General features: G+C 54.1%; 26 protein-coding genes and 1 other annotated feature. Of the genes, 11 read left to right on the top strand and 15 right to left on the bottom strand.

The features are described 5' to 3' along the window. Nucleotides 1-20: 20 nt before the first annotated feature. Nucleotides 21-1,250: a SufD family Fe-S cluster assembly protein gene (locus tag HXY34_01720; protein ID NWF94839.1), complete on the top strand. Its 1,230-nt coding sequence runs from the start codon at nucleotides 21-23 to the stop codon at nucleotides 1,248-1,250. A gap of 113 nt (nucleotides 1,251-1,363) precedes the next feature. After that, nucleotides 1,364-1,705 (top strand): hypothetical protein, encoded by a 342-nt coding sequence (locus HXY34_01715; GenBank protein ID NWF94838.1) that lies wholly within the window; start codon nucleotides 1,364-1,366, stop codon nucleotides 1,703-1,705. On the opposite strand, the gene serS is transcribed toward HXY34_01715, so the two are convergent. From serS to HXY34_01695, 4 genes are all read right to left on the bottom strand, one after another. Next, nucleotides 1,695-3,008: a serine--tRNA ligase gene (gene serS / locus HXY34_01710; GenBank protein ID NWF94837.1), complete on the bottom strand. Its 1,314-nt coding sequence runs from the start codon at nucleotides 3,006-3,008 to the stop codon at nucleotides 1,695-1,697. The two genes, HXY34_01715 and serS, sit on opposite strands and share 11 nt — an antisense overlap. A gap of 58 nt (nucleotides 3,009-3,066) precedes the next feature. Then, complete coding sequence (locus tag HXY34_01705) at nucleotides 3,067-4,155, bottom strand: glycosyltransferase family 4 protein (protein ID NWF94836.1); 1,089 nt, start codon at nucleotides 4,153-4,155, stop codon at nucleotides 3,067-3,069. Between the two features lie 395 nt (nucleotides 4,156-4,550). Further along, on the bottom strand, nucleotides 4,551-5,900 hold the full coding sequence (locus tag HXY34_01700; GenBank protein ID NWF94835.1) for an MFS transporter: 1,350 nt from the start codon (nucleotides 5,898-5,900) through the stop codon (nucleotides 4,551-4,553). Between the two features lie 232 nt (nucleotides 5,901-6,132). After that, complete coding sequence (locus HXY34_01695; GenBank protein NWF94834.1) at nucleotides 6,133-6,387, bottom strand: hypothetical protein; 255 nt, start codon at nucleotides 6,385-6,387, stop codon at nucleotides 6,133-6,135. 664 nt (nucleotides 6,388-7,051) lie between these two features. Between HXY34_01695 and HXY34_01690 the strand changes: the two genes are divergently transcribed. Beyond that, the gene (locus HXY34_01690; GenBank protein ID NWF94833.1) at nucleotides 7,052-8,125 is read left to right on the top strand and encodes a winged helix-turn-helix domain-containing protein; all 1,074 of its coding nucleotides are present in this window, start codon (nucleotides 7,052-7,054) and stop codon (nucleotides 8,123-8,125) included. Nucleotides 8,126-8,148: 23 nt separating this feature from the next. After that, on the top strand, nucleotides 8,149-9,567 hold the full coding sequence (locus tag HXY34_01685) for an Lrp/AsnC family transcriptional regulator (GenBank protein NWF94832.1): 1,419 nt from the start codon (nucleotides 8,149-8,151) through the stop codon (nucleotides 9,565-9,567). A gap of 17 nt (nucleotides 9,568-9,584) precedes the next feature. Here HXY34_01685 and HXY34_01680 read toward each other — a convergent pair whose 3' ends face one another. After that, on the bottom strand, nucleotides 9,585-9,959 hold the full coding sequence (locus HXY34_01680) for a hypothetical protein (GenBank protein NWF94831.1): 375 nt from the start codon (nucleotides 9,957-9,959) through the stop codon (nucleotides 9,585-9,587). A 135-nt stretch (nucleotides 9,960-10,094) separates the two neighbouring features. On the opposite strand from HXY34_01680, the gene HXY34_01675 reads away from it, so the two are divergent. The 5 genes from HXY34_01675 (at nucleotide 10,095) to HXY34_01655 (ending at nucleotide 14,873) form a co-directional block, all read left to right on the top strand. Then, nucleotides 10,095-10,859, top strand: coding sequence for a nucleoside phosphorylase (locus HXY34_01675; protein ID NWF94830.1), 765 nt, complete (start codon nucleotides 10,095-10,097; stop codon nucleotides 10,857-10,859). Nucleotides 10,860-10,902: 43 nt separating this feature from the next. Beyond that, nucleotides 10,903-11,532 carry a GNAT family N-acetyltransferase gene (locus HXY34_01670; protein NWF94829.1) on the top strand — a complete coding sequence of 210 codons (630 nt, stop codon included), beginning with the start codon at nucleotides 10,903-10,905 and terminating at the stop codon, nucleotides 11,530-11,532. A 122-nt stretch (nucleotides 11,533-11,654) separates the two neighbouring features. After that, nucleotides 11,655-12,893, top strand: a complete 1,239-nt coding sequence (locus HXY34_01665; protein NWF94828.1) for an NAD(P)/FAD-dependent oxidoreductase — start codon at nucleotides 11,655-11,657, stop codon at nucleotides 12,891-12,893. Then, nucleotides 12,890-13,903: a M28 family peptidase gene (locus tag HXY34_01660; protein NWF94827.1), complete on the top strand. Its 1,014-nt coding sequence runs from the start codon at nucleotides 12,890-12,892 to the stop codon at nucleotides 13,901-13,903. The genes HXY34_01665 and HXY34_01660 overlap by 4 nt, the downstream gene beginning before the upstream one ends. Before the next feature lie 58 nt (nucleotides 13,904-13,961). Continuing rightward, the gene (locus HXY34_01655; protein ID NWF94826.1) at nucleotides 13,962-14,873 is read left to right on the top strand and encodes a hypothetical protein; all 912 of its coding nucleotides are present in this window, start codon (nucleotides 13,962-13,964) and stop codon (nucleotides 14,871-14,873) included. Here the strand turns inward: HXY34_01655 and HXY34_01650 are convergent. Continuing rightward, a complete protein-coding gene (locus HXY34_01650; GenBank protein ID NWF94825.1) occupies nucleotides 14,848-15,432 on the bottom strand; it encodes a hypothetical protein in 585 nt (194 codons plus the stop codon). The two genes, HXY34_01655 and HXY34_01650, sit on opposite strands and share 26 nt — an antisense overlap. Before the next feature lie 73 nt (nucleotides 15,433-15,505). Then, nucleotides 15,506-16,531 carry a nucleotidyltransferase domain-containing protein gene (locus HXY34_01645; protein NWF94824.1) on the bottom strand — a complete coding sequence of 342 codons (1,026 nt, stop codon included), beginning with the start codon at nucleotides 16,529-16,531 and terminating at the stop codon, nucleotides 15,506-15,508. 406 nt (nucleotides 16,532-16,937) lie between these two features. Between HXY34_01645 and HXY34_01640 the strand changes: the two genes are divergently transcribed. Then, complete coding sequence (locus tag HXY34_01640; GenBank protein NWF94823.1) at nucleotides 16,938-17,171, top strand: hypothetical protein; 234 nt, start codon at nucleotides 16,938-16,940, stop codon at nucleotides 17,169-17,171. Nucleotides 17,172-17,253: 82 nt separating this feature from the next. Here HXY34_01640 and HXY34_01635 read toward each other — a convergent pair whose 3' ends face one another. The 7 genes from HXY34_01635 to HXY34_01605 all read right to left on the bottom strand — a co-directional run bounded on the left by HXY34_01635 (nucleotide 17,254) and on the right by HXY34_01605 (nucleotide 22,837). Next, the gene (locus tag HXY34_01635) at nucleotides 17,254-18,009 is read right to left on the bottom strand and encodes a hypothetical protein (GenBank protein NWF94822.1); all 756 of its coding nucleotides are present in this window, start codon (nucleotides 18,007-18,009) and stop codon (nucleotides 17,254-17,256) included. Continuing rightward, nucleotides 18,006-18,938: an ABC transporter ATP-binding protein gene (locus tag HXY34_01630; protein NWF94821.1), complete on the bottom strand. Its 933-nt coding sequence runs from the start codon at nucleotides 18,936-18,938 to the stop codon at nucleotides 18,006-18,008. Before HXY34_01630 ends, HXY34_01635 begins: the two co-directional genes overlap by 4 nt. Nucleotides 18,939-18,944: 6 nt before the next feature. Next, nucleotides 18,945-19,688 carry an ABC transporter ATP-binding protein gene (locus HXY34_01625; GenBank protein NWF94820.1) on the bottom strand — a complete coding sequence of 248 codons (744 nt, stop codon included), beginning with the start codon at nucleotides 19,686-19,688 and terminating at the stop codon, nucleotides 18,945-18,947. Continuing rightward, nucleotides 19,685-21,163: a hypothetical protein gene (locus HXY34_01620; GenBank protein NWF94819.1), complete on the bottom strand. Its 1,479-nt coding sequence runs from the start codon at nucleotides 21,161-21,163 to the stop codon at nucleotides 19,685-19,687. Before HXY34_01620 ends, HXY34_01625 begins: the two co-directional genes overlap by 4 nt. Nucleotides 21,164-21,194: 31 nt before the next feature. Then, entirely contained in the window at nucleotides 21,195-21,902 is a 708-nt protein-coding gene (locus tag HXY34_01615; protein ID NWF94818.1) for a YIP1 family protein, read from the bottom strand. Further along, nucleotides 21,899-22,414, bottom strand: a complete 516-nt coding sequence (locus HXY34_01610) for a stage II sporulation protein M (protein NWF94817.1) — start codon at nucleotides 22,412-22,414, stop codon at nucleotides 21,899-21,901. The genes HXY34_01615 and HXY34_01610 overlap by 4 nt, the downstream gene beginning before the upstream one ends. A gap of 69 nt (nucleotides 22,415-22,483) precedes the next feature. Then, nucleotides 22,484-22,837 (bottom strand): hypothetical protein, encoded by a 354-nt coding sequence (locus tag HXY34_01605; GenBank protein NWF94816.1) that lies wholly within the window; start codon nucleotides 22,835-22,837, stop codon nucleotides 22,484-22,486. 299 nt (nucleotides 22,838-23,136) lie between these two features. On the opposite strand from HXY34_01605, the gene rph reads away from it, so the two are divergent. Beyond that, entirely contained in the window at nucleotides 23,137-23,856 is a 720-nt protein-coding gene (gene rph / locus HXY34_01600) for a ribonuclease PH (GenBank protein ID NWF94815.1), read from the top strand. 566 nt (nucleotides 23,857-24,422) lie between these two features. On the opposite strand, the gene HXY34_01595 is transcribed toward rph, so the two are convergent. Then, complete coding sequence (locus HXY34_01595; GenBank protein ID NWF94814.1) at nucleotides 24,423-24,617, bottom strand: hypothetical protein; 195 nt, start codon at nucleotides 24,615-24,617, stop codon at nucleotides 24,423-24,425. Between the two features lie 163 nt (nucleotides 24,618-24,780). Then, nucleotides 24,781-24,848, top strand: a sequence feature (possible 23S ribosomal RNA but 16S or 23S rRNA prediction is too short). Nucleotides 24,849-24,850: the final 2 nt, after the last annotated feature.

Here is a 24,850-nt window from a genome sequence, read left to right as displayed (position 1 = left end):
CAAAGGGGGTATGAGGCAGTTTGAGAGACCATGAGCAATCCAAGAAGAAGGCCGCTGCTGCAAAGGACCGACCCGCCCAGTATGGTACAGACTTGGATCTTGACCAGTATGAGTTTGGCGGCTCCGGAAGCAACCCGCTGGAAGTTGACTCGCTGACAGACTCTGATCGTGCGCTTGTGTCGCAGGTGGGCTTCGACCCGGAGGCATCTCATGCTGCCGGGGCATTCGCCCAGTTCGACAATGAGAGCTTCTTGGCGAGCGTAATGACGCTTGAGCCCGGTATTGAGGTAATGTCAATCCGAGATGCGGTCAAGAAGTATGAGTGGCTCTCCGACTATTTCTGGAGGGCAGTATCAGTCGACTCGGACAAGTACACAGCCGCAAGTGGGTTGAACGAGTATAACGGGTACTTCATTCGCGCGGGGCCGGGTGCCAAGATTCAGATGCCAGTTCAGAGTTGTCTCATAATCAAGAAAGACAGACTTGCACAGAACGTCCATAACATCGTCATTGCGGAAGAAGGCTCTGAACTGCATGTGATCACCGGCTGTGCGACGCCTGGGGAGGTCGAGCGGTCGCTGCATCTGGGTATCTCGGAGTTCTATGTCAAGAGGAATGCAAAGCTCACCTTCACCATGGTACACCGTTGGAGTGAGCGGGTGGATGTCCGCCCCCGGTCCGCAACACTTGTTGAAGAGGGCGGCGCCTTCATTTCAAGCTATGCAGTACTGAGTCCACTCCACTCGATTCAGACATACCCAAAGGTCCGTCTTGTAGGTCTCGGGGCAAGGGCTGAGCTGTACTCTGTCGTCTATGGTTCCAAGAGCTCAAAGTATGACATTGGTGGGTCTCTGGTCCTAGATGCTCCCGGAACGAGAGGAAAGGTGGTCTCCAGAACGATTGCGACGGACTCCTCTGACATAGTCGCACGGGGTGACCTCGTTGGTCGCGTCAACGGGGTCAAGGCCCGGCTTGAGTGCAATGGTCTCTTGCTGAGCGGAACCGCCCGCATAATGGCCATACCGCAACTTGAGGCGTCTGCCGAGGGTGTCGAGCTAAGCCATGAAGCCACTGTGGGAAAACTTGGTGCGGACCAGCTGAACTATCTGATGTCTCGTGGACTCACTGAGGATGAAGCCACATCCCTGATTGTGCGGGGTTTCATGCACCTCAAGACACCGGACCTCCCGCAGGCGCTGCAGAGGACCATTGATGATGCGGTCCGCATGGCTCTTGAGAGCGGGCTTTGACCGGCGTCTCTTGCCACTCTGTCGCAGATGAAGGCAAGATGCGGCCTGCATAGAGTCCCCTTTATAAGTCTCCGACCTATAGATTGTTGAGAATAGGCTCGAGGTGTCTCGAAATGGACCGGGTCGTGGCCGGACTAGACTTCAACGGAACTTGGAGAGATTTGCTGCGTTCTGTTGCCAACTCAGAAGTGCTGGTTGACATCTTTCTGTGTTCAAATGCCTATGGTAATCCCGAGGACCGCAGCGCAATGGTCAAGGAGACTCATGGTGTACGTGTGATCTCTGTTGGAGAGGACTACATAGCTGTTGGTCCTGGAAGACCGGTCTACTCGTCAATGATCCCGCTCGGATGGATTTCGATGATTCGTGTTCACGAAGGCTCCGAGGACTACCTTCCAGGGCTCATGGAGGCGTCTGAAGAAGGCTCCCCCACCGAGACCGCTGTCAACTCGTGACTTGCACATCTCCCTTCCGCGGCACAATCTCTCTCATGGAGCGTGGCAAGTATCTGTGCAGTGGTTGAGGTACCTCTATGCTTCCATCTTCTCTCTGGAAGTTCTCCATTATGGCCACAATGGCCCTGGGATTGGCCACCATTGTACTGTTGAGCGTATGTAAGTACGCTTTCTCTGTCCCGCCCTTCTTGATACGGTACTTGATTCCCAGTCTGGTCGCCTGATACGCAGTACAGTTGCTGCACGAGCCGGCCTCTCTGTACTTGCCCTGGCCCGGCATCCAGACCTCAAGGTCGTACTTCTTTGCTGCAACCGTACCTATGTCACCAGTACACACATTTACGACCCGATACGGCAGCCTCAGTCTTCTGAAGTACTCCTCAATGTTCTTCCTGAGTTCCTCATGAATCTGCCACGACTCGTCTGGGTGACTAAATACGAACTGCTCGACCTTGGTGAACTGATGCACTCTGAAGATGCCCTTGGTGTCCTTCCCATGAGCTCCTGCCTCCCTCCTGAAGTTGGTGCTCACTCCTGCAAGTCTGATTGGTAGGTCTGTGGGCTCGAAGATCTCCCCCATATACATTGAAGCCATTGGATGCTCTGATGTGGCGATGAGATACAGGTCCTCTCCTTCAATCTTGTACATGACACTCTCAAAGTCACTCAGGTCTGTGACGCCCTCGTAGGCCTCACGTCGCATCATGAACGGTGGGTATGTTGGCGTGAACCCCTTCTTTGCGAGCATCTCAAGCGCCAGCAGCTGCATTGCCAAGTCTAGAAGTACCAGCTCATTCTTGAGGAAGAAGAACCGTGCACCCGCTATCTTGGCGGCCCTAGGGATGTCCCCCAGCTGAAGCGTCTCCAACAGGTCAACATGGCTCTTGAATTCAAAGTCCAGTGTTGGCTTGCCTCCCCACTCGCTCACGACCAGGTTGTCCTCCTCGCTGGCCCCGTAGGGGACAGACTCGTGAAGTATGTTTGGGATGCTCATCTGTATTCTACGCATCTCAGTGGCCATCCGGTCGGCCTCTGCTTCGCACGATGCAATGTCGTCATTTATCCTGCCGACCTGTTCGACTATCTCTGACGCATCCTCGCCTCTCTGTTTTCTCTGTCCCACCTCCTTGGACAGTCGATTGCGATCAGTCCTGAGGTCCTGTATTCTCTTGTTGATGTCTCTGAGCTGCTGGTCGAGTATCAACAACTGCTCAAACTCCCTGAGCTTTGCTTCGTCTCTCCTTCTGAGCAGGTTTTCGCGGACTAGCTCCACGTTTTCTCTAATGAACTTCAGGTCAAGCACTTCGCTCACCTTTCTTCTGGCGCCGTTGACTGTCTGTTTCTCCTCTTGAGCATCACGCTTAGGACACCACCTGTTGATAGACGCGCTCTATACGTTCGACCTGTGAGTACCACGAGTACTCTCTGAGCACCTTCTCTCTACACTCGCGTCCCATCGATGACCGACGTTTCTCGTCCTCTGCCAGCATACGCATCGCGTCTATCAGTTCACTGCGGTTGTTCGGTTCAATCAAGACCCCCTCCCTCTCGTTAAGGAGTCTCTTGGTCTCCCCGATTGCGGTGGTTATCACCGGGAGCCCACAGCTCATCGCCTCCATCACGCTGAGGCTGAGGCCGCCGTTCAGCTGAGGCATGACGAACACGTCCGCCTTCCGAAGCAGTCTCGGTATCTCCTCATGAGGAACGACACCGAGCCACCGGACCGCCCCGTCCCGAGCACAGGTCGCCACGCGCGTCTTGAGTATGCCATCCCCTACCAGTGTCAGTCGGGTACGCGGGTTCTCAGAGTGATACTCAGCAAAGGCATCCAGCAGAGTGCCTGCGCCCTTGTCGTGATTGAGTCGTCCGACAAAGGCGAAGTCAACGATTTCATCCTCTTTCTTCTTCGCCGCTGGTGAGAACAAGTCAGTATCGACCCCATTCTTGATGACCGATATCGAGTCCTCTGGAACACCTCCTCTAAGAAAATAGGGCTTCTGCGCCGGGTCGACAAGAATCACATGGTCGTAGTGTCGGCAAGCCCGAATGCTGGCTTCCCACGCCATCGCGTAGCTGGCCATGAGGAGCGCGACGCCACGGGTGTAGGCAAGATGGAATGTGGCCACCAACGGGGGCAGACTGGACTTGAAGTGCGGCAGCACGAACTCCGTGGTTCCCGAGTTCATCTGGACATTCAACACTTCCACGCCCAATCTTCTTGACTCGCGAGCAATCATTCCAATCACAGTTGGTGGGTCGAGAGACAGATGGGGGTTCAGTGGCAGAGCTTTGAACCTGTGGACTCTGTCCGGTGGGAGTGAATGCACGGTGTTCGAACGCGTGAAGACATGTACCTCGTGGTTCCTTCTTACAAGTCCCCGAAGTTCCGCGTTGGCACGGACACACAGCCCATCCGCTGCATGGAACTTGCTCACCATGCCTATTATCATCTCGAATCACCGTCCGTGGGACTCTAGATGTCCCGACCTTGTACCACTTTTATGTTCTTCCTGTGGTCCGTCGGGAGGATGAGGATGAAGCGGATCTAGAGGCCCGGTAGAGCACCGGACGGCAGACAGTCGCGCGACCTCTTCGAGTGGGACCCGTCTGTGGCCTCCCGGCGTCCGCAGACACGTCAGGAGCCCGGCGGCCTCCCAGCGTCAAGTCGTCGTGGTACAGACACCGAGCACAGTGACAGCATGAGACACTGTGAACATGAGCGTGGGCAAGGACGTCGGGACCTATCAAGCTCGGCTCAGCCAACTGGTACACGACCAGTACAAGAATGTCCAACTTCTGGGCAACTGCTCCCGGACCCACTATTCAGGTCTGCTTGTGAGGCGCACTAGGACTGGCCATCTAGTTGGAGTCTCTTGCCGTTCCGTTCAAGACCTGTGAGACCATATCTGTACACAAGCATGATGATGGTCATGTTGAGAACGAGCACCATAGCAAAGACTAGTGAGGGCTGTAGCGAGAAGACCACTCCGGCGATTGCGGGGGCAAAGGATGAAGACAGGTAGACCACAGACCAGAATACTGCCAGCACCTTTGAGGTGTCGTGGCTTGGAAGACTCTTCTGTATCATTGTGACCAGGACCAAGCTCCAGAGCAGATCACTGACGTGCTTCAGCGTTATTGCAACGAACGGTGTTGTGAAGACTGCTCCTAGGCCTGGTAGCATTGCATCTGTAGCAGCCTGCATCTCAGGTGTTGCCCACAACGGCACGTATGGCGCCATGATGAGTACGACTGCAGAGAACGGCATGAGCGAGTATACAATCAGTCCGGCTCTTCTTGTGTTGTGTCTGTCCGATATTCGACCAACCTTGAGCATCAGTGGTACTGACACCAGTAACATGGTTGCCACCATGATGATGATGCCTAGGACTGAGACCCCCAGCACCTCATTGGTGTATATGTATGCTCCAAAGTGGAAGAGGCTGTCACTAAAGCTGTCTAGGAATGCCACCAGAAAGGCCCCGGGGATGATAGCAAGGACTGATTGAGCAGCTCTCACATTAGCCACAATGAAGTCGCGAAGGTCATGTGGCGTGTCAGTGTCCCTAGAGGACTTGCTTGAGGTCAGGAATCTGGCCCGAATGACTGTGCAGAACAGAAGCACAACACCGCCGACAAGAAACAGCAAGCGCATTGCAGTGGCGAAGCCCATGATCGGTACTGCGTACCAGAGCGCCGAGAGTGTCAAGACACCCAGTGCACTGCCTGCAGTGAAGAGCGCAAGGGCAAGGCCACTGTCGTCTTTTGGCACATTGTCAAGGATGTACGCTGACGAGCCCCCCTTGACCACATCCATCAGTGAGAGCATCATGAGCCCTATAACAATCATGTTGAGCTCAACTGAGACACCGAGAGTGACCATGTATGCGCTCGCCAAAAGCATCGCTAGTACAGACAGTTTCTTTCTGTCCGCTATGTCGCCCAAGTATCCCCCCACAAGCCGTGCGAGCGCGGACACAACTGACATGATAGTGAGAACTGCTCCAATCGTCATGTAGCTCCAGCCGATGTGGTAAAGATAAAGGTTCAACAACCATAACAGAACACCAAAGGCACTGAAGGCCCATGATGTGGCCAGATAGACCGAGTAGTTTCGCCACGCGAAGATGGCCTTTATGGACTCTCTCAGCCCTCTATCTGTACCGAGCTCGTGATATCTCGAGTCTGGAGTCACATTATCCCCTCGTATGACCCACCCTCATTCTTGACCATTCCGCTCACTCCGTTGTCCAGGTGTGCGCATGGTCCTCGGAAGTGGGCTGTTGGCAGGAACACCATCCACAGACCGCCTCTGTTCTGACTCTCTGCGGAGGCAGATGAAGCACTTCGTTACTGGGACAACTGACCGCTTCAGAGATACAGCATCGTGCTGTCCATCCGCGGTCAGCTCTTCCCACGTCATGTCATCAGGTCTCGGTGACGATGACCTTGATGGATCCGTCGGCTGTGTGCAGCGCGACAAGCCTATGTGTGCAAATGTCCGCCATGAGGGTGATGCACTCCTGCATACACTTGGAGTTGAGCAGATTCCTCATCATCATCTCCATGTTTGCTGCAGTGAGCCGCACCGAATCTGGGTCATTATACACATCAATGGCTCTTCCTTCCTCAAGTATGTTCTCTATGTCTTGAGTCATGTCTGTTCGTTGTGTTCCTATCATTCAATACCTCCTCTGTTCTTGCATATCAGAGATCATCATTTCACATTCTCTACCATGGTTCGGGTTCTGGGTCAGTAGGTGGATGTACTGTCACTGTTGTTTCACCTCCGTTGTTGTGTCATTGGGTCTGTTCATCAGTTGCTGGCATGTACTGCCGCGGGGCCCAGATTCTCTGACAGGAATCAGTTGGTCATTGCCGACCCACTGTGATGTGTGGCAGTTGTCGCAGGGTTCGCAGTATGCCTCGGGACTGCTGGTCTCTCCTGAGAACGGGCCTGGCACACGCTCATCGGGTTCCGTGCATCCGCAGGTGATTTCTGTCTGCTATCGGCCTCCGTCAACATCTGTGCAGCCGCGCCTGGTCGGAACGACAGAGACATTCTTCGTCTGCCATTCTGACAGGCCCTGTCTTCATGGACTAGGAATCAGGCCAGTGAAAGGCTGCCATGAGTGAAGATGTGAACTTGGGAGAAAATAAACGAGGGACAGTGTTTCCAAGCCTCAAGACGGCCTCAGAAGGCCTCGTACGGCCAGCCTTCATGTCGGCGGTCTTGGGTACTCGCTCCGGTCCACAAAAGCGTGCAGAAGCACCCACAAACATCTTAACATTCGGTCGTGGCTTCATAGGCGATAGATGATGCCCCGCAAGTTGTGGCCCGCCGAAATGAGACTGCTGACTAGTCTGACCCTGAACCCCTTCTTGAGGCAGAATGAGATTGCGGTTGAGACCGGGGTGTCCCGGTCTGCCGTCAACCAGCTCTGGCGGAAGCTTGAACAGTTCAACGGTCTGCGGGTCTCTGGGTTGCTGAGATACGGGCAGCTGGGTCATCAGCTTGTCTTCGGGTGGGCTGTATCCTCCTCACCGTCTTCGCTGGACAAGTTCTCGTCTTGGCTGTCGGCGAACCCCCGCGTCCAGATTCAGCTCCGTTCCATCATATGCTCGAGGGGGAATCACAGCCTCTACTTTGAAACTCTGTCGCCCCCGGGCGCCCCACTAAGGCAACTGTGCAATAACATGGGTCTCTTCGCAAAGCCCCCCTATGACTTGGAGGTGGAGTACGACATTGCCACCAGAACGTCGGACCAGATGAACTTGGGCTCATTCGATGGACAGGACTGGAGTTTTCAGGACACGTTCAGACTCGGCGCCTCGCTTCATGCAGTGCGACACTACGCGGATGTGCTTCCAACAGGGACTGCCGTGAATCAGGAGTTCCATGGGTCTGTCCCCATCGAAGACCTTGCTCTGGCCTCCTGTCTGGAGGAGTATCACCATTGCTCTGCAAAGTATGCTCTCTCGCGACTTGAACATCTCGGTCTTCCGTGCCCGGTAGAAGGAGTGGTTCGACGGCGGTTGGCTCGTATTCGACCACAGGTGTCAGTACCGTATGTAGAAGTAGAAGGAATAGGGCTTGACCAGCGTCTCATTGTATGCATGAAAGGTGTCTCGGAAGAACAGGATCTGTTGCGGACACTGCGCGCTCAGTCAACCACCTTCCCCAGAGTGCACATCACGGATGGTGCACGTCTGGCAGTATTCGACATACGTCTGCCTGTTGGTGTACCTTGGATTCATATTCTCTCCTTCTTGACAAGTCTGTCTACATCATCGATTCAGTTATTTGCGTTTCTTGCTGACCCCTGTGTGAAAAGAAAAGGATTAGAGCCCGTGCTTCATCACGTCCTACAACACCCCTCTTCATCACAGTCCCCTTATGCGCACACCAGACAGTCCTGAGCCATGGGAGGTCATCTACGTTGGTGTCTGACCCGAATACGTCCATCGATATCGCGACTCCATATGACGACCTCATTCCTTGTGTCGACGAACCGTCTGCAAGGTTCTATGTAGACACCATCCGAGTGTACCTGGGCCTCTGTTCCGGTACACTTGGTCTTGAAGAGGCAATTAGGATTGTGGAGTCTCTGAAGGAGAACCCTGAGTTCGTGAAACACCCGACCGATCCGACAGTCTTGCCCGTCAATGAGACTGTAAAGGAACAGCTCATAGAACATCTCAAGACTCTATCAAAGTACAACACTTACAACGCTGACTCGCTACGGTCCGCCTATAGGCTTGCCTTTGTAGATAGCCCTGCGTCTCCCTCGCCTCTCGACCTACAAGTCCTACGGTATCTGGTGCACCATCCAACAGCCCCACTTGTCACTGCATCAAGGGACTTGGGTCTCGGACCAAAGACAGTTCATCGAGCAATACAGCGACTACAGACAAGGAATGGTATTCGTTTCAGTTCCCTTCTCGACAACTCCGCATTCGGTCTTGAGTCGACTGTCCTCTTCTTCCAACGCCGGAGTGATATTCCGTCCCCCGTGATAGAGTCTGGTTTCGCCGAGTTTCCCTTCACACGGAGTATGGCAATCACCGCGACCTCTGAGCTTGGCTACGTGAGTCTTCTCTACCCCATGACAGCGGAGGGCACAAGCATCCTGCGGAGAAGCATCCGCAGTCTGACAGGGCCCGTCTTCAAGAGTGCGTGCCTGCACTCCCGAATTGCCAATGGAATGCAAGTCTCCATGGACCTGTATGACAATGGCACATGGGTCCGACCAGTCGCCTTCAGAGATCAGCTCGTCGGTGCTGTCGATTCGGACGTCCTTGAGTCGCTGCTGCTCATGGAACCAAGCGGGCCCCAGAGAAGACTGACCAAGATGGACTTCATCATAGCTTCTCAGTTCGTAATGGATGCCCGAATAAGCCCTGCATCAGTGGTGCAGAGGCTTCGTTCCAGAGGCATACGCGTGGACACCGAACATGTGTCGCAGACCATTCGGAGGCTCAAGAAGCGTAGGATTGTCATTCCCTTCGTGGCTCTCAATGGCATGGGGCTCGACGCAAGCTTCTGCTTTGAGATAGTGTGCAACAGGGACTGGGTTAACCACATACTTGCGGCCACAAGGTTCATTCCTCAGTCGTACTATCATGTCTCGGAGAAGGGGATACTTCTCTGGATACACATACCGAGCGCACATCAGAAGGACTACTATCAGGCGCTCCGAAGTCTAGAGGACATGGATCATGTCGACTCTGTCAGCGCCCTGTTGTCCATGTATCCCGCCAGTTCCAGAAGCATACTTGACTCGACGAAGAGCTGGTCCAGTGGCCCCAGAGGGTGGTACGTTGAACCAGATGCCCTCGACCTGACCAAGTATCTCCTCTGAACCGTCGCAGTATTGGTTCAGTCAAGGTCAGGTATCCGTATCTCCACAGCGAACTTGGCACCGCATGCGCAGCTGGACCTTATGGGATATCTGTCCGGAGTGTCGACTCCGATGGTTGCGCCCTGCTGAGCGGCGCGGTCAATCATTGCCTGCATATTCTGTACCATGTATCTGGCAAAACCTCCGACAATGGCTGGCAGGTCAAAGTCTGTTATCCAGTATACATACCTCGAGCAGTTCGGGCAGTGACTCAATAACACCTTCGTCGCATCACCGCAGCCTCTGCACCTCAGGTCCTGAATCTGATACTGTGGCGCACTTGGACATTGTAGCGTCAGAGCATTCTTTGAGCCGCACCTGTAGCAGTAGTATTCGAACTCGACATTCGGCATTGCATATGGCTCCTGTTCCTCCAAGTCACGGAACATGTGACAAGAAAAGGTCTCGTGCAGTATGCGTGTTCAACAGTGAGCGGTCGTTGAGCAACAGACAAAAGGGAATTCAGCCCCCAATGTCTGGGACCCAAGATGAAGCGCAGAGTACAGCCACATCTACGCGTCGGCGAGGGTGATGTCGAACGCATCACACTAATCACAGGCAACCCTGACCGAGTGCCGCTCATCACCTCTCAGATGAGGGACGTGGAAGAGGTCGCCCGATATAGGGGTCTGGTGACACATCATGCCTTTACTCCCAAGGGTGTGCCCGTGACAGTCTCAGGGACCGGCATGGGCGCGGCCTCCACGCACATCTGTGTGGAGGAGCTGGCCAGACTGGGCGCACAGGTCTTCATCAGAGTAGGGTCCTGCGGTGGCATCGACCCATCTGTAAAGACTGGAGACGTTGTGATTCCTACTGGCTGTGTACGTGACGAACGAGCCAGTCTGAACTATGCCCCCTCACAATACCCGGCAGTCGCCTCGATTAGGTGGCAGACCGCTCTTCACAGAGAGACGCGGCAGCTCCTCCCCCCAGCTCGAGTCCATACTGGGCTGTGCTGGACGAGCGATGTGTACTATGTTGGTCCGGAGAACCGTCAGTTGGACCTCTGGACACGAGCTCGTGTCAAGTGCGTTGAGATGGAGAGTTCCCTTCTCTTCGTTTTCGCAAGTACCAAGGGTCTGGAGGCAGCCTCCATACTGACGTGCGATGGCAACTTGCACACCGGGCAGAAGGCTGAACAGAGTGATGAGTCTGAGAAGTCTGGGGAGCAGGACCCCCTCTTTGATGAGGCCATAGCCAAGTCAGTGACTGCAACAATACGCGCCATTGACAGCGAGGACCACCTGTGAGGCGTCTCCACACTTTGAAGACAGCGGTGGAGGTCCACGAACGATGTCGGACACGGTTGGACGAACTAGGGCGTATCTGGTAATGAAGGCCAACACCAAGGTCGCGTTGGAACTTGCAAGAGCGTGGTGGAGCAACAAGAGCGTCCCCAAGTATGTCAAAGTACACGGGCTGAAACGGGATGAGCTGGAGGAGTTCGTCACGCTCTACAACAGATGCTTCCTCGCCTCTCCTGACCCCTTCTGTCCCCTGTCATTAGATGAGGCCAAGCAACTTGACCTCGATGGGATATTCGTGGCAGAACTATGGGGAGAGCTTGCGGGCTTCATTGCATGCTTTGTTCAGAAGGCAGAGGACTCCATGTACGGAGAGATCACCGGCCTTGGTGTGCTCCCGTCTCGACGTAGGAAGGGCGTCGCCACTGCACTCATCCAGCGAGCAGTCGAGTTCTTTCTCGCTTCGGGTGTGAAGGAGGTGTATTGCGAGGTCTATGAGGAGAACATGCCTTCACGGCTTCTAATCGCTTCTTATGGTTTTGAGCAGGTGGGCCGCAGAGAGATACCATCGGACTCGAAAGAGCGACTTCAACAAGACAGTGACCTTCCTGGTGGGAAGATCATGAGGCGTCTTGGCCTACGTCCTCGTGTTGGATGTGAGGAGTGCAGAGACATATAGTCTGGTCGTGTCCTTCGACTATCCGTCAAGCCTATATGGAAAGGCATAGTCTGGGATGATGCCGCTGTCTAGAGGAGAGTCAGCCGCGCCTAAGTGATGGCATAAGGAGGTGCCACAGAGTCTTGTATGACGTGATCATTGCGGGTGCAGGCCCTGCTGGGGCCGTGACCGCTTACGAGCTCTCAAGAAGAGGCCTGAAGACACTCCTGTTGGAGAAGGCCAGACTGCCCCGTGACAAGCCCTGTGGTGGTGCTGTGATGTACCGTGGCATCCGCACGCTGGGTGGCCACCTGCCCATGCGGATTGTGCAACGACCAATCCGAGGCATGAGCTTCTGCTTCTCCCAAGGTGGGACTGCGACTTTCGTTTCCGAAAAGCTTCTGGGCGTGACTGTTGACCGCTCCGTCTTCGACGAGTTTCTCGCGCATAGAGCTGCTGATGCAGGAGCCGAACTCGTAGAAGCTGCTCGTGTGACCAGCGCAAGACGTACCAACGAGTTCGCAGAGGTGATGGTGTCCGGCGATGCGACCTTCCAGGGTCGGGTCCTTGTGGGTGCCGATGGGGTCAACTCGGTGGTAAGCAGATCCTTGGGTCTAAGGCCTCAGCGAAAGGACCTTCACCGCCATGGTCTAGGCATGGAGTCTGACATCTACTTGGGTGAGGACCGTGTGGTCGAGGTCTGCAACGGTCGTCCTGATGTCCTACACATACTGCCCACAGAGGGACGTATGAGCTATGGTTGGGTCTTCCCCAAACGGGACCACCTCGCAGTAGGTATAGCTGGTCCTGGTGTCATGATGCATCCACTTCGCCCAGTCTTTGATGCGTTCGTAAGGTCGCTAGAGAAGCGGTTCGGCGTCAGCATGTCCGTCCAGTTCAGACGCACCGGACTCCTGGGTGCTGATGGAATCAAGGGACAGAACGTGGACGACAGGGTGATTCTGGTGGGCGATGCCGCAGGGTTTGTTGATCCTCTGATGGGCGAAGGCATCGCATATGCGATGAGGTCCGGTCAACACGCAGCAACCGTCCTCATCGAGGCGCTTGAAACCGACCATCTAGACCGAGAGCATCTCTCCGCGTACCAGCGGCTGTGTGTCAACGACTTTGGCGCCAACTTCTCAATGGCATCTTGGGCAGGACTTCACAGCGGTCGGTTTGCTGTGTCTCTCCTGACAAATGCATCAAAGCTGAGTTTCTCGAGTCGGATTCTCTCCGGACTTGCTCGCGGTGAGATGGGCTACTCTGACATTCCTGCCGTCATCGTAAGGCAGTTGCCTCGTGAGCTACCTGCCATACTGAACCAGCTCGCTCACATCGGGAAAGTTCATAGCACAAGCGTTTCTCAGGCAGTCAAATGAATCGTTCACTCGTCGCGTTGTTGGTCATAATGGCTGTGGTGGTGTTCCCACATCCACCCCGATGCGCCTCTGCCATGGCGTATACACCCGTCTTCGACGGCACAGAGGCGTATGACCATCTGTTGGCTCAGTGCGCTATTGGACCGAGACCCCCCGGTTCGACCAATCTCTCGGTCTGCAGAGACTACATCAAGAACAGCCTGCTTCAAGAGGGGTGGTCAGTGAGTCTTCAGAACTTCACATACCTTGGAGTCAACTGCTCGAATGTGATTGCCAGATGGTCTGACGACACAGTGCCCAACTACATACTTGGTGCACACTACGACACACGACCCCACGCTGACAGTGACCCCGGAGCACAGAACCGAACCAAGCCGGTCCTCGGTGCAAACGACGGCGCGAGTGGTACGGCGGTCCTGCTTGAGCTGGCATCCTCGCTCCCAGAGTTGGTCCGTCCTGCAGTAGAGTTCGTGTTCTTCGATGCAGAAGACAGCGGCTACATCAACGGGTGGTCTTGGATCGTGGGTTCTACTCACTATGTATCAATGCTCAGTCCTTCGAGAATTGCCAATACCACCGCAATGTTGCTTGTCGACATGGTGGGCGACGCAAGCCTTCGGCTTCTCAGAGAGACGTCTTCCACAAGGAGCCTGCAAGACGCTGTGTGGGCAACTGCGAGAGACCTGGGCTATGCCTCAGTCTTCATAGACTCGCGCGGAGGTGGGATACACGACGACCATCGCCCCTTCCTGGACGCAGGAATACCGGCCCTTGACATAATCCAGCATGCTCCGTTCCCATGGTACTGGCACACACTCGAGGACACGCCTGACAAGTGCAGTTCGCAGAGCCTTGAGGCCGTCGGGACGGTCCTCGAGAGCTTCCTTGTGGATGCACACACCTCGAGTCCAACATTCAGTGGCAATCCCCCTGACCTATTCCCTGTCGTACTGCTAGTGGTCCCTCTTCTTGTCTTGGTTGTCTTCTTCCTCCGCAGCAGGCAGAAGTGAAACATCATACAAACTCTTAATCATCGGAGATGATACGGAGTGATGAGCGTGTTTCGGCGTGAGTCCCCTTAAGCTAAACCCGGTCTGTCGTCTAGAAGTGGTACCAACGGGACTCTCTCTGGACCAGAAGGGGCTGAGACTCGCCTGCGGCACAAAGGAGGGTCAGATTCTCCTCATTGAGGTGATGACCGGTAGGATTGAAGAGGATGTGACTGGGCATGAAGATGTGGTGTCCTCGCTGTGCTTCTTGGGGAGCGACAACTCGTTTCTCTCGACCAGCTGGGACGCAACCACTCGGTTATGGGAGCGCAGAAAGGCAACCAAGTGCAGTGCGTCCTTAAGTCACCACTCAGAGGTCAAAGCACTGGCAGTAAGCAAGACCGCTGGCAGAGGTGTCTCCGGCTCGCGAGATGGTGAGCTAAAGGTGTTCTCTCTCAGTTCGCTCAAGTGTCTTCGAAACATCTCGGCTCATGACCTTGACGTGTCTGCTATTGGAATGGATTGCGAAGGTGCTCGCCTGGTGACTGCGTCTTGGGATGGTCAGTGCAAGGTCTGGGAGACCAGTGGATATACACTCGTCCGGATTGCCGCTGAGACAGGTGAGAGAATCCGCTCGATGTCCCTCAGCCCTGACACCAAGACTGCGCTCCTTGGCCTGCATGGGGGCACTATACTCAAGGTATTCCTGGAGTCCAGAGAGCGACCCGCAGAGACAATGGCACACCACGATGCTGTGTCATCGCTTGCAGTGGACCCAACCGGCAAATACCTCCTGTCTGGGGGACTGGACAGGGCTGTCAAGATCTGGTCGCTTGATGGCATGGTTGAGTTGACATCAGCAAGAACGACCGGCGCGGTGTCCTCGGTGACATGGTCTCCAGCTGGTGACTCTGGATACGTGGCGGACACCTCTGGATCCATAAGCCGTATCAGCTTTGCTAGTTCTAGTCTGCAGGAGCAGCAAGCCTAATGTCAATCCTGAAACGACCCTCCTTTGCCCATGTGAGACGCACACGTCCCATGCGAGGCCCTGACCTGGTCTCTGTCGCGATGCTCTCAAGGAGCGCACTCTCCCGACTCCTGCTCGTCTTCTCGAAGGGTATGCTCAGCTCATTCTCATGGCCGAGATAGAGCACGAGGGCCATTCGAGTCACCCTCACGAGGGGCGGCGAGAACACGAGCCTTCCGTGGTTGAACAACGGTGGTCTATTCCTCGCACCCGCAACACCTCTTGTCTTCCGTCTGTGTTCAGCTATTGTTCTGATTGCAGTCCGGACCACATCCCTCAGGTAATGCTCTCTGGGGTCTATCTCACTGAAGAATGACGTCTTCAGCGACTCGATTATCTTCTCCTCACTGGCCTTGATTGCCTTCACACTGGATATGATGTCCCTCTGTTTCACTATGGTCCTTATGACGTGGTTTGTGGCTGTGGCATACTTGTCAAGTTCTGCCGCAACCAGAGCACGCTTCTCTCTTGTGAGTACGACGCTCCGCAGCGTGACCACTCGGACATCCTTGGCCGGCATCCAGTTCACTGCCGGCCACGAGACCCATGCCACTAATCAATCTTGGCCTAGATGAGGCCGTCGAAGTCTGAGCTCAGAGCCTCTGAGCGATGAACTTGGCTTCACCTATGCTCCTCTCTATTCCCTTGGGCTGGAAGTCAAAGGCACCATATTCTACAAGTATCTGGTCGTAGAACTCCGTCTCGCGTTCCCTGAGTTCGTCGACAAGGGCGCTTCCTGCCAAGTCATTGACTCCATCCATGGCAAGGAGTGCCACGCCGATAGAGTGAATGGAGTGTCGCATCTCTAGGACCGCCAACTCGTAGTCGCCATTGACAGTCAACATCATCGCGCCATAGTACTCTCTCTGTGCCTGAGCGAGGGACTCGACGGCTTCTCGAGGGGCTGGCTTCATTGCCTTGCATCGCTCTTCTGCAATGCCCAACCAGTGCTTGACGTCTTCGAGTATGCCAGTCAGGTCCTCCTCCTCCAGGCCCTTGAGTTTGAATGTCCGCAGGAACAGCTGGTATGCTATTGGGTCCAGCATTCTCACCCCACTGAGCACCTCGGACGGCTTGATGATGCCGAGCTCGTTGTTCTTCATCACGATGACCCTGCCCAGGTCAAAGAGCGCAAGTCGAATCTCATGGACCGAGTTGACCGTGTCTTCCCGGTTGGCGTACTTGCTCGCTCGCTCAAGCGCGTCCATCGCTCTCTTCTTCACAGTCGCGATGTGTTCGGGCGACCACTTGAACTGGGCGGCCTTCTCCTTCCACTTGCTCAGCGTCCCGTCCGTGTCCAGTGCAATCTGCGCGTTCTTGAGCCTCCCCATCACCTCTGCTACTCGAAGCGGATCCGACTGCTCTCCCTTCAGGACGCTGTCTATCTGCTTGGGTGTGAGGAAGGTCATATCAATGCGGACCCCCTTGTGTTCACTGAGGAGTTCCACTGGTGCATCATCCGAATCCCAGATCACACCCACATCCAAGTCTGACTCGAAGGTAGCGGTCCCTCCGGCGTAAGACCCGTGCACGAACACTCCCTTCACCTGTGGTCTGGCCTTCCAGATGTCAACTGTGTCCTGAAGTGCCTCGCGGAACTTCTTCCGTACGTCTATCAACTGGGGTCGCCTCGTCATTCGTGTGATGAGTAGTCAGAATAGGGTCGCATTGTACATTAAAACTATCTGTGGTGACTGACTCTGTTGCTGAACTCAAGTCCGGAGTCGTCAGAGGAGCCTGCGTTGTCTGATCTGCACCGAGTGCGGACACTGAACGCCACCCTCTGCGTCAGCCCAAGCCATGCGTAACTGGTCATGAACACTCATGTAACTGAATCAGAGTCGATGGCCTTATTGAGAACGCCATGACTGTAACACTCTGAGGTATAGTACGGCCGGGCCGCGTCGTCTATCTATGAACTACTACAGTGTGTACGTCACGACCTGAGCTCGTCATCAGGCTCTGAAGGACTGAGTTTCACAGGCATGTTCGAGTGAGGAGGGGATATCATATGGCACGATATCGTTGGCAAGAAGGATGATAGTGATTATGAGGCGGATGCTGAAGGATGGCGCGCCTCTCAGAAACATGCATGACCGAGAGGTGATAGAGAGAACAAGGAAGCGACTTCACAGCGAGGTGAAACGGCTGGAGCAGCTAAGCAGTGAGTACGGAGTCGAGGAGTCCAGACGGCTGATAGAGCGACTTTTTGACACAGAGCACTCCACACTGCCCCTTAGTTCACTCCTACACTCATAGAGAAACTTCGACCAATTCACTGAGCGATTGTCATATTCTTGCAGTTCTCAGCCGCGCTTTGACAAGTCGTAGCTGTGGCGTATCAGAGGATATATGCTCGTCTTCTGTCAAGGAGTATCACCATTGCAGCTACGAGGAGTATGATATAGAAACACACGAAGACGAAGGCACCAACATCAACTAGGCTGATACTGCCATCAAGTACTGCTCGAGAGAAACGATTGACGAATGTGAATGGGGAGAGATAACCTACGGACTCCACGTTGCCGAGGCCCATCAGTATGTAGAGTGCTACCGTTGAACATACAACAGAGGTCAGATCACGGCGACACAGCAGCGAACAGAGTACTACAGTCACAGTTATCGAAGTCAGTGTGGCTAGATGTGCCATCACAAGTAAGACCATTGAAACGGCATCGATGGACAGTCCAAGGTATAACCATAGTGCAACTGCAAAGACCCCTATGAGAGGCATATACAAGAACATGACTTGAATCAAAGCGGCAATGGACTTTCCTACTACGAGGCTGAGTGTGTCAATGGGGGATATGTAGAGCAGCTCGTGAACGCGGCGCTCATATTCCCGAGAGAATACACTTGACACTTGAAGCACTGCTATGAAGACTAGCGCAAGTGACAGTGCTAACCCTGCAATGAACGTGTACAGGAATGAGATAGACGGCACGTTTGGGGAGAAAAGGCTCGCGAGATAGGCAACACTCGCCAGTATTGAGGCCGCCATGAACACTGTCAGCAACGCGCTCAGAGCAGACCGCATCGTTCTGGTGGCAATCAAGATCTCTCTCCAGATGACCAGTCTGATGGCTCTTGCGTTCACTCTCGTTTCGCCTCCAGGATTCGTAACAGCAGGTCTTCAAGTGTCGGGAGTCCATCAATGAATCGGTGAATCTCAATGGTATGGTCTTGAGAGAGAATCTGGAAGAGGGTCCTCTTCATCTCTGCATTGCCTCCTCTGACTGTCAAGACAGAGTCTGATACATGCTCCACTCTTACTCCACCTAATGAAGACTTCAGTTGAGCGGCCAATTCCTCAGGCTGGTCCGTTTCAATTGTCCAGCACCCCTCGGATACCGCGTACTTTCTCCGTAGGTCCATGACAGGGCCCGAGTATAACAAACGTCCATGATTGAGGACCATTATGCTGTCGCATGCCTCCAAGTCTGCGAGTATGTGTGTTGAGATGACTATCGTCGCGCCCTCGGCAGCTCGAGTCTGCATGAGGCGTCTGAAGTCAATTCGCCCGAGTGGATCAAGATGTGCCATGGGCTCGTCGAGAACAAGGAGGTCCCGCGGCGCAAGGAGTGCCTGCGCAAGGCTTAGACGCTGCATCATTCCTCTTGATAGCCTATCCGTGTTTCTGTGCTCCACAGACGCAAAACCTACCACTCGAAGGGTTTCAATCACGTCGTGTGTCGGAAACCCATACGCGTCCATCAGCCCTTTGAAGAACCGGGTATACTCGGTGACAGATAGTTCTCTGTCAACAGGGGGAACCTCAGGGACAAAACCAATTCTCGACCTCACATCGCTACTCATAGGATGTACAGGCAAACCATCAAGAAGAACGCGACCCTTCTGAGGTTGTAGCAGTCCGAGAATCAACTTCAGCAGTGTTGTCTTTCCTGCGCCGTTGACACCGACAATTCCTGTGACCCCGGGCTCAATGGAGAACGAAACATTGTCCAGCGCTCTTGTTCGACCATATGAGAATGAGAGCGCGTCCACACTAATGCTAATGCCAGTCATATCTCTTCACTTCTCTCCAGTTCGGAGGTATGCAGTCTCAAGTGCCTCTGTACTGTAAGCCTTCTTGAGCCCAGCTGGTGAGTCATCTGCTATGATGCGCCCCCCTCTAAGCACTATTACACGTTCACAGTGTCTCTCAACGATGTCGAGTCGATGCGAGCTCATGATGATTGTCTGCCCCCACTCACTGGCACCTGCAGTAAGTGACTTGATCACACCGTGAACAGTGTCAGGATCTAGACCCTCGGCTGGTTCATCAAGCAGTAACACAGGCGGATTGTGCACCAATGCCGCCATGTGAGCAAGGCGCTTCCTCATTCCGTGCGAATATGTCTCGATGGTCTGACTGAGACGGTCTTCCATTCCAAGTGACCTGGCCCACATACTCACGCGCTCATCTGCATCTCTGCGTTTCACATGATAGAGGTGCACAATGAGCTGCAGGAACCCAGCGCCGGTCATCGCGTCTATCAATTGGGGCTCTTCAGGAGACAATCCAGTCATCTGGCGCACCTGGTCGGCTCGTCTCTTCAGACTAGTCCCCATTATGACCACATCGCCAGTGGTGGGATATAGACCACCCTTGAGAATGCGCATCAGTGTCGTTTTCCCTGCACCATTTGGACCGAGCAGTCCGACCACTTGACCACGCGTTACTTGCAGTCTGTCAATATCGAGAACCACACGATTCGAGAACGACTTCGTCAGGCCTGTCGCTCTGACAGCTACTACTTCCGGTTCTGTCGTCATTCGGTTCGAACCTCCATAATGACAAATGAGAATGCGCAGATTAGGAATGTCGCCGCTATCCTTGTCAGGAGTTCTGTCTGAAAGAGCCAGACTCCAACAGGAAGTCCTAGCAGCAGGAGGAATCCAGTGATGACTAGTATACGTGGATCCTCCATGGACACAGGTGGCCAGCGCGTGGCTGCAATCACTCCAATGGCTACAAGAGGCACCACCGTGAATACCAAAACATTGACTAGTCTAGCTGCCATTTCAAGAGACAGAGTTGTACTCAAGAGCAGATGGCCTAAGAATGAGCCTATGAGTACAACCAACAGCGAAATGAGACCAGTGCAGACGAGCTGCAAGAAGAAGTAGTATCTTGTGCCGTTTGGAGCCTCATAGAACAGACGACGCGTGTTCCGTCCGGCCATGGTTGTAATGAATGCCAGATGCTGAGGAATGACCATGGTCAAAGTGACAAGTCCAAGCGTCAGAGCAACGGTTTCAGCGGGACCGCTGGGCAAGTAGCGGACTCCCAATAGAACAAGGATGCAGAGCATGACGACTGCTACCACTGGTCCTCCAAACGTTCTGTAGTTCTGTAGCATTAGCTTCAGCACCGCACCAGGTTGACCGAGGCGGGTTCGTCTTGTCAGGATGGCGCTACCTTGTTTCATCTTGCCTGCTGCTGGTGCATCACTTCTTCGTGCGGACTCTAAGACCGCATCTGCGCGGGCCGCACCCATCATCATGACCATGACTGTTGACGCAACCAGTAGAATGAGTCCAACTATCGCCTGAATTGGAATGAAACGCCCGAGCATCAATGATGCCAGCATGACCTCCACAGAACCCAGCACTAGTGTGTCAATAGTGTAGCCGTATGCTAAAACAGTGGGCGTACCTACGTATGACAGCACATGCTCCATCACTTCCAGTGCGACAAATAGGATAGAAAACCCCACCAATGACCGCCACAGGTTGCTGTGTTGTTCTGAGTTTGTAACCTCTATCATTAGGACAACTATCAATGATGCCATCAGCAAGGTCAGCGCGAGTAGTTCGAGCGAAAGGAAGGAGACAAAGACGACTCTCTGTTCGACTGGCAAGAGGGGATGTGCATTCCCCGCTGCAGCAGCGAGATATAGTATAGGTGCAGGCAGGGTCAACAAGAGAACTGTGTAAATAGCAGATAGAAACAGACTCCTTCCGTTTACCGGATGATTCGCATAGAGAAAAACTGATTCCTTGCGAGGAAACATGTAAGACACAATTCCCAGTCCAAGTATAACGGGCCAAGATGATGCGAAGGAGAATGACGCATTGACACTCTCCAGCAGCGCTGTACGCGCCTCACTTGGTGGTCTGAGCACTAGGGGTGGCATGAGTGTGGAGAATAAAAGTAAGACTGTCGTACCTAACAACGAGAGGACGCATGCGACCACGACGACCGTCTTCAAATCGGGTGCTCGACCGAACATGATTGTAAGTGTCAATGACATGTGACACCAGCCCTCATTCCATCCATCAGATTCCAGTGGCTCCGGGAGAGGACAACGGCAACCCTAGTACCATGAGGATAGCAATCTGACCCAACAAGGAAATCAGGAAGGATCTCCGGAAGCCTATGTCTGAGAAGCATCCAATAACGTTGGACTGAATGGTTGTACGCCACAGAATCACTGCAATTGAGATTGGAAGACTGAGATTTGCCGCTACTGTCAGTACCAAACCAGCATCATACCACAGCAGTCCAGCAATTGGCATAACAATCCAGAAGTCCGGCAGTAGTACAAAAGCAGTGAGAGTCAATAGAGGCGGGAAAGGAATCTCATGCCCGAATAGTCTGCAGAGAAAATAGGTGACTGCAGCCGTGGATAACCATGTCAACATCACAGAGAACAGACTCATCATTGGAAGTATCCATGAATAGATGGCGAGATACAACTCCCACGTAAGTCCCTGCGGCAGCTCAATCTCTCCTGAGTTGACTTGGGGAACAAGCACGCAATTGAATATGGACATCGTAATCAAGCAGTAAGCCAAGAGAGCAAGGACCAAAGGCGGGAGTGCCACGCCTCTGCGCAGCTCGTCACATGAGGAGTCACTGAATGCAGAAAACGGACGAAATGACGCCTTTGGAACTGTTCTGACTCCTTGGAGTAACTGTCCCCTGAGAGTCTGTCTGGTGCTGTTCTTGACCTGTGTTTCTTGAGTGTTGTCGAGCTCTGTCATGTCGGCACCCCCATAAGGAGCATCGGCGTAATATTACATTCTATCGCAGCGGCGATGAGTATGAGCAGCACCGAAACCAAGACCAGTCTAACTATACGTCGCACTGCAATTGGCCCTGATTCTGTACTCGGTTGCTGGTCGTGTATGATGGTGCGGAGCATCTCATGACACAGTGATAGACCTACAGCCCCAGCAACCAACATTCCGGTGAACTCAAGTATGCCATGAGGTAAGACCCCCATAACGACTGCGAACATGCGGCCAGATGCAATACCGTCACCCATGAGCACGCCGCATACGTACCCATTAGTGTAGAGAGTCAGAATAGTCGGCATCGCGAATAGAAAACCACCAATGACAAGAACTACAATTACGACAAGGTTTGAGAGGAGTAGTTCTATCGAGAAAGAGAAGCAGGGAGAAGACGCTGCATTGGGATAGGTCTGTGGCGGCGATTCAAGTATCTTGTCACCGGAAATCAGACCATGGACGAACCCACCTGCAAGCAACAAGAGCGCCACTCTTGATTCAGTTTGCATCTGTCCGTGTAACAACGCAGGTCTTCCCCGTGCCTTACAGTGTCACTCTGCTAAAGTCACACATCCCGCTGCAGCAATTGCAACTGGAGCCCCGCCCGGAATGCCTAACATCAGCAGCACAGCCGCGATTAAACCGCCCCCGGCTCCGAAGAATCCATAGACAGCTTGTATCTGTCCCCATGTCCAGCCCGCATAATACATCAAAGGTCCCGCAATGGGCCCGAAGATGATAATCAAGACCGCCAGCGGGGGCTGACTATTGAGTGTTATATAGCCGAATTGCACAAGTACATTGATGAAACTGCCATGTGCCACAAGTGGGACAAGATATCCGGAAACTATTGTGGCAAACAAAGGCATCAATGCGACCAGAGCACGAATTGTGTCTTTCTTCATATTGCATCCCTGGGTGGCCTCCCTTTAGACCATCCCTAGGTGGCCTCCCTTTAGACCATCCCTAAGCGAGGGATTACAGATGGGATATATATACTATTCTATCGCTTGGACTCTGTGGCAGAAGTCATGTCTGGAGTCGGCAGAGGGAACCGTGTTGCCCGATTCGCACGAGTAAATCCTGAAAGCTCATCTCTTTTAGTTTCAGCCCCGTGGTGACAGACTAGGACTCCGTATGCAACAGAGTCCCTCTAGCGACAGAGGTTAAATAGCGGGTGGGCGGTGCCAATCCGGGTGACATGATGGTACGAGTCGATGGCCGCGCCAATGACGAACTGCGCCCCGTGGAGATAACTCGTGGCTTTCTGAAGTACCCCGAGGGCTCTGTGTTGATTCGCACAGGTGACACAAAGGTCATCTGCACTGCAACGGTCGAGAAAGTCGTGCCCAGCTGGCTTGAGGGAGCAGAGAAGGGGTGGGTCACTGCCGAGTACAGCATGCTTCCCCGGGCCACGGCTCAACGAACCTTAAGGGGACGTACCGGGGGACGCGAGCAGGAGATCCAGAGACTGATTGGGCGTTCGCTCAGGTCCGCGGTCGACCTGACCAAGATTGGAGAGCATACCATCACCATCGACTGCGATGTCATTCAGGCGGACGGTGGAACACGGACTGCATCGATAACCGGTGCATACGTGGCACTCTGCGACGCTCTGAAGTACATGACCGACATGGACATGATCAGCGAGTCGCCCCTGGTGGGTCAGGTCGCTGCCGTCAGCGTCGGAATTGTCGCGGGCGAGTACCTTCTTGACCTGTGCTACATGGAAGACTCATCAGCCCAGGTCGATATGAACGTGGTGATGCGCGGAAGTGACTTTGTGGAAGTCCAGGGCACTGGTGAGGGTTCCACCTACGACAGACGAGGTCTTGACCTGCTGTTGGACCTCGCCTCAAAGGGCATCACCGAGCTGATGAGACATCAGAATGATGCACTGTCAAGCCGTCCGTCCAGACACTGATAGATCGGCGCCCTCTGTTCGTGTCTGCGACTGGCGCTCATGGTGAGACCACCTGCCACCAGCGTCCAGCCTCTCACGTCCACACTCAAGCATTCACGGTCTCATCTGAACAATTAGCAGTCTGGCCCGCAGCGTCTGATCCGTCACAGTGTCACTTTCTGATGTCGACTGTTCGGCGCCAATCCATACACGAACTGAATGTGACCTTGCCTGTGACCTTGCCGATGCCCCGGACCAGACTCTGCAATCACTCGGGGGCCCATCCTCACAGGTGCGTGTCACAGGGCCTAGCAGGGCGCCTGCAGGTCGTCCCACGAACCCCCTCGTCTTTACGCAAGCTTTATCTTGGTCCCACAACATACGATTGTTTTGCGCTTTGCCTGTCGAGTAGAGAAGGCGTTCTACAACGGCTGTGAGCGGCCCCCTGGCTCCGGTCATGTGGCTCCGTCAGGTCGTTGTTGCTGTTCTGGTGAACCTCGACACAGGAAAAGCTTTAAATCAGCAGCCCGAGTGGCTGCCGAAACGCTCTCCATGTAGGAGTGCGCACATTGTCCACAAGACCCCCTTCAGGGGGCTTCGCAGAGGGAGTCGACCACCGAACCCCACGGCGCATCCAGCGCCTCGTCGTTCGATGTGTATACGCTCTGTCCCGGCCCATCCGTTGCCGGGCTCAGTGTGACTCCCAGTGATGGAATCCATCGGGAATAGCCCGGACGGGCTGCGCGTGCATGCGTGCGTGTCCCGATTGGAGGACAGGTCAATGCATGACTCCGGTGCTGTGCACCTTTGAAGGAGTCCGTGCTGCGACTGCAGAGGATGGAGACCAACATACGTACACACTTTCCTTGGTGTATCATATTTGACCGCAGCAGGTAATACTGTGCCGGTCACATGAGTAGATCTGCGTTTCGCTGTACGACTGTTGGAGGATGACTCGGTTGACTAGCCGATGAAGGACGCGACAAGCAGCGATATGGCCCCGGGTAGGCGCATG

The organism is Candidatus Thorarchaeota archaeon (assembly GCA_013388835.1).
GTDB lineage: Archaea > Asgardarchaeota > Thorarchaeia > Thorarchaeales > Thorarchaeaceae > JACAEL01.
The sequence above is the reverse complement of the archived record's forward strand: the minus strand, read 5'-3'. Positions and strand labels throughout refer to the sequence as shown.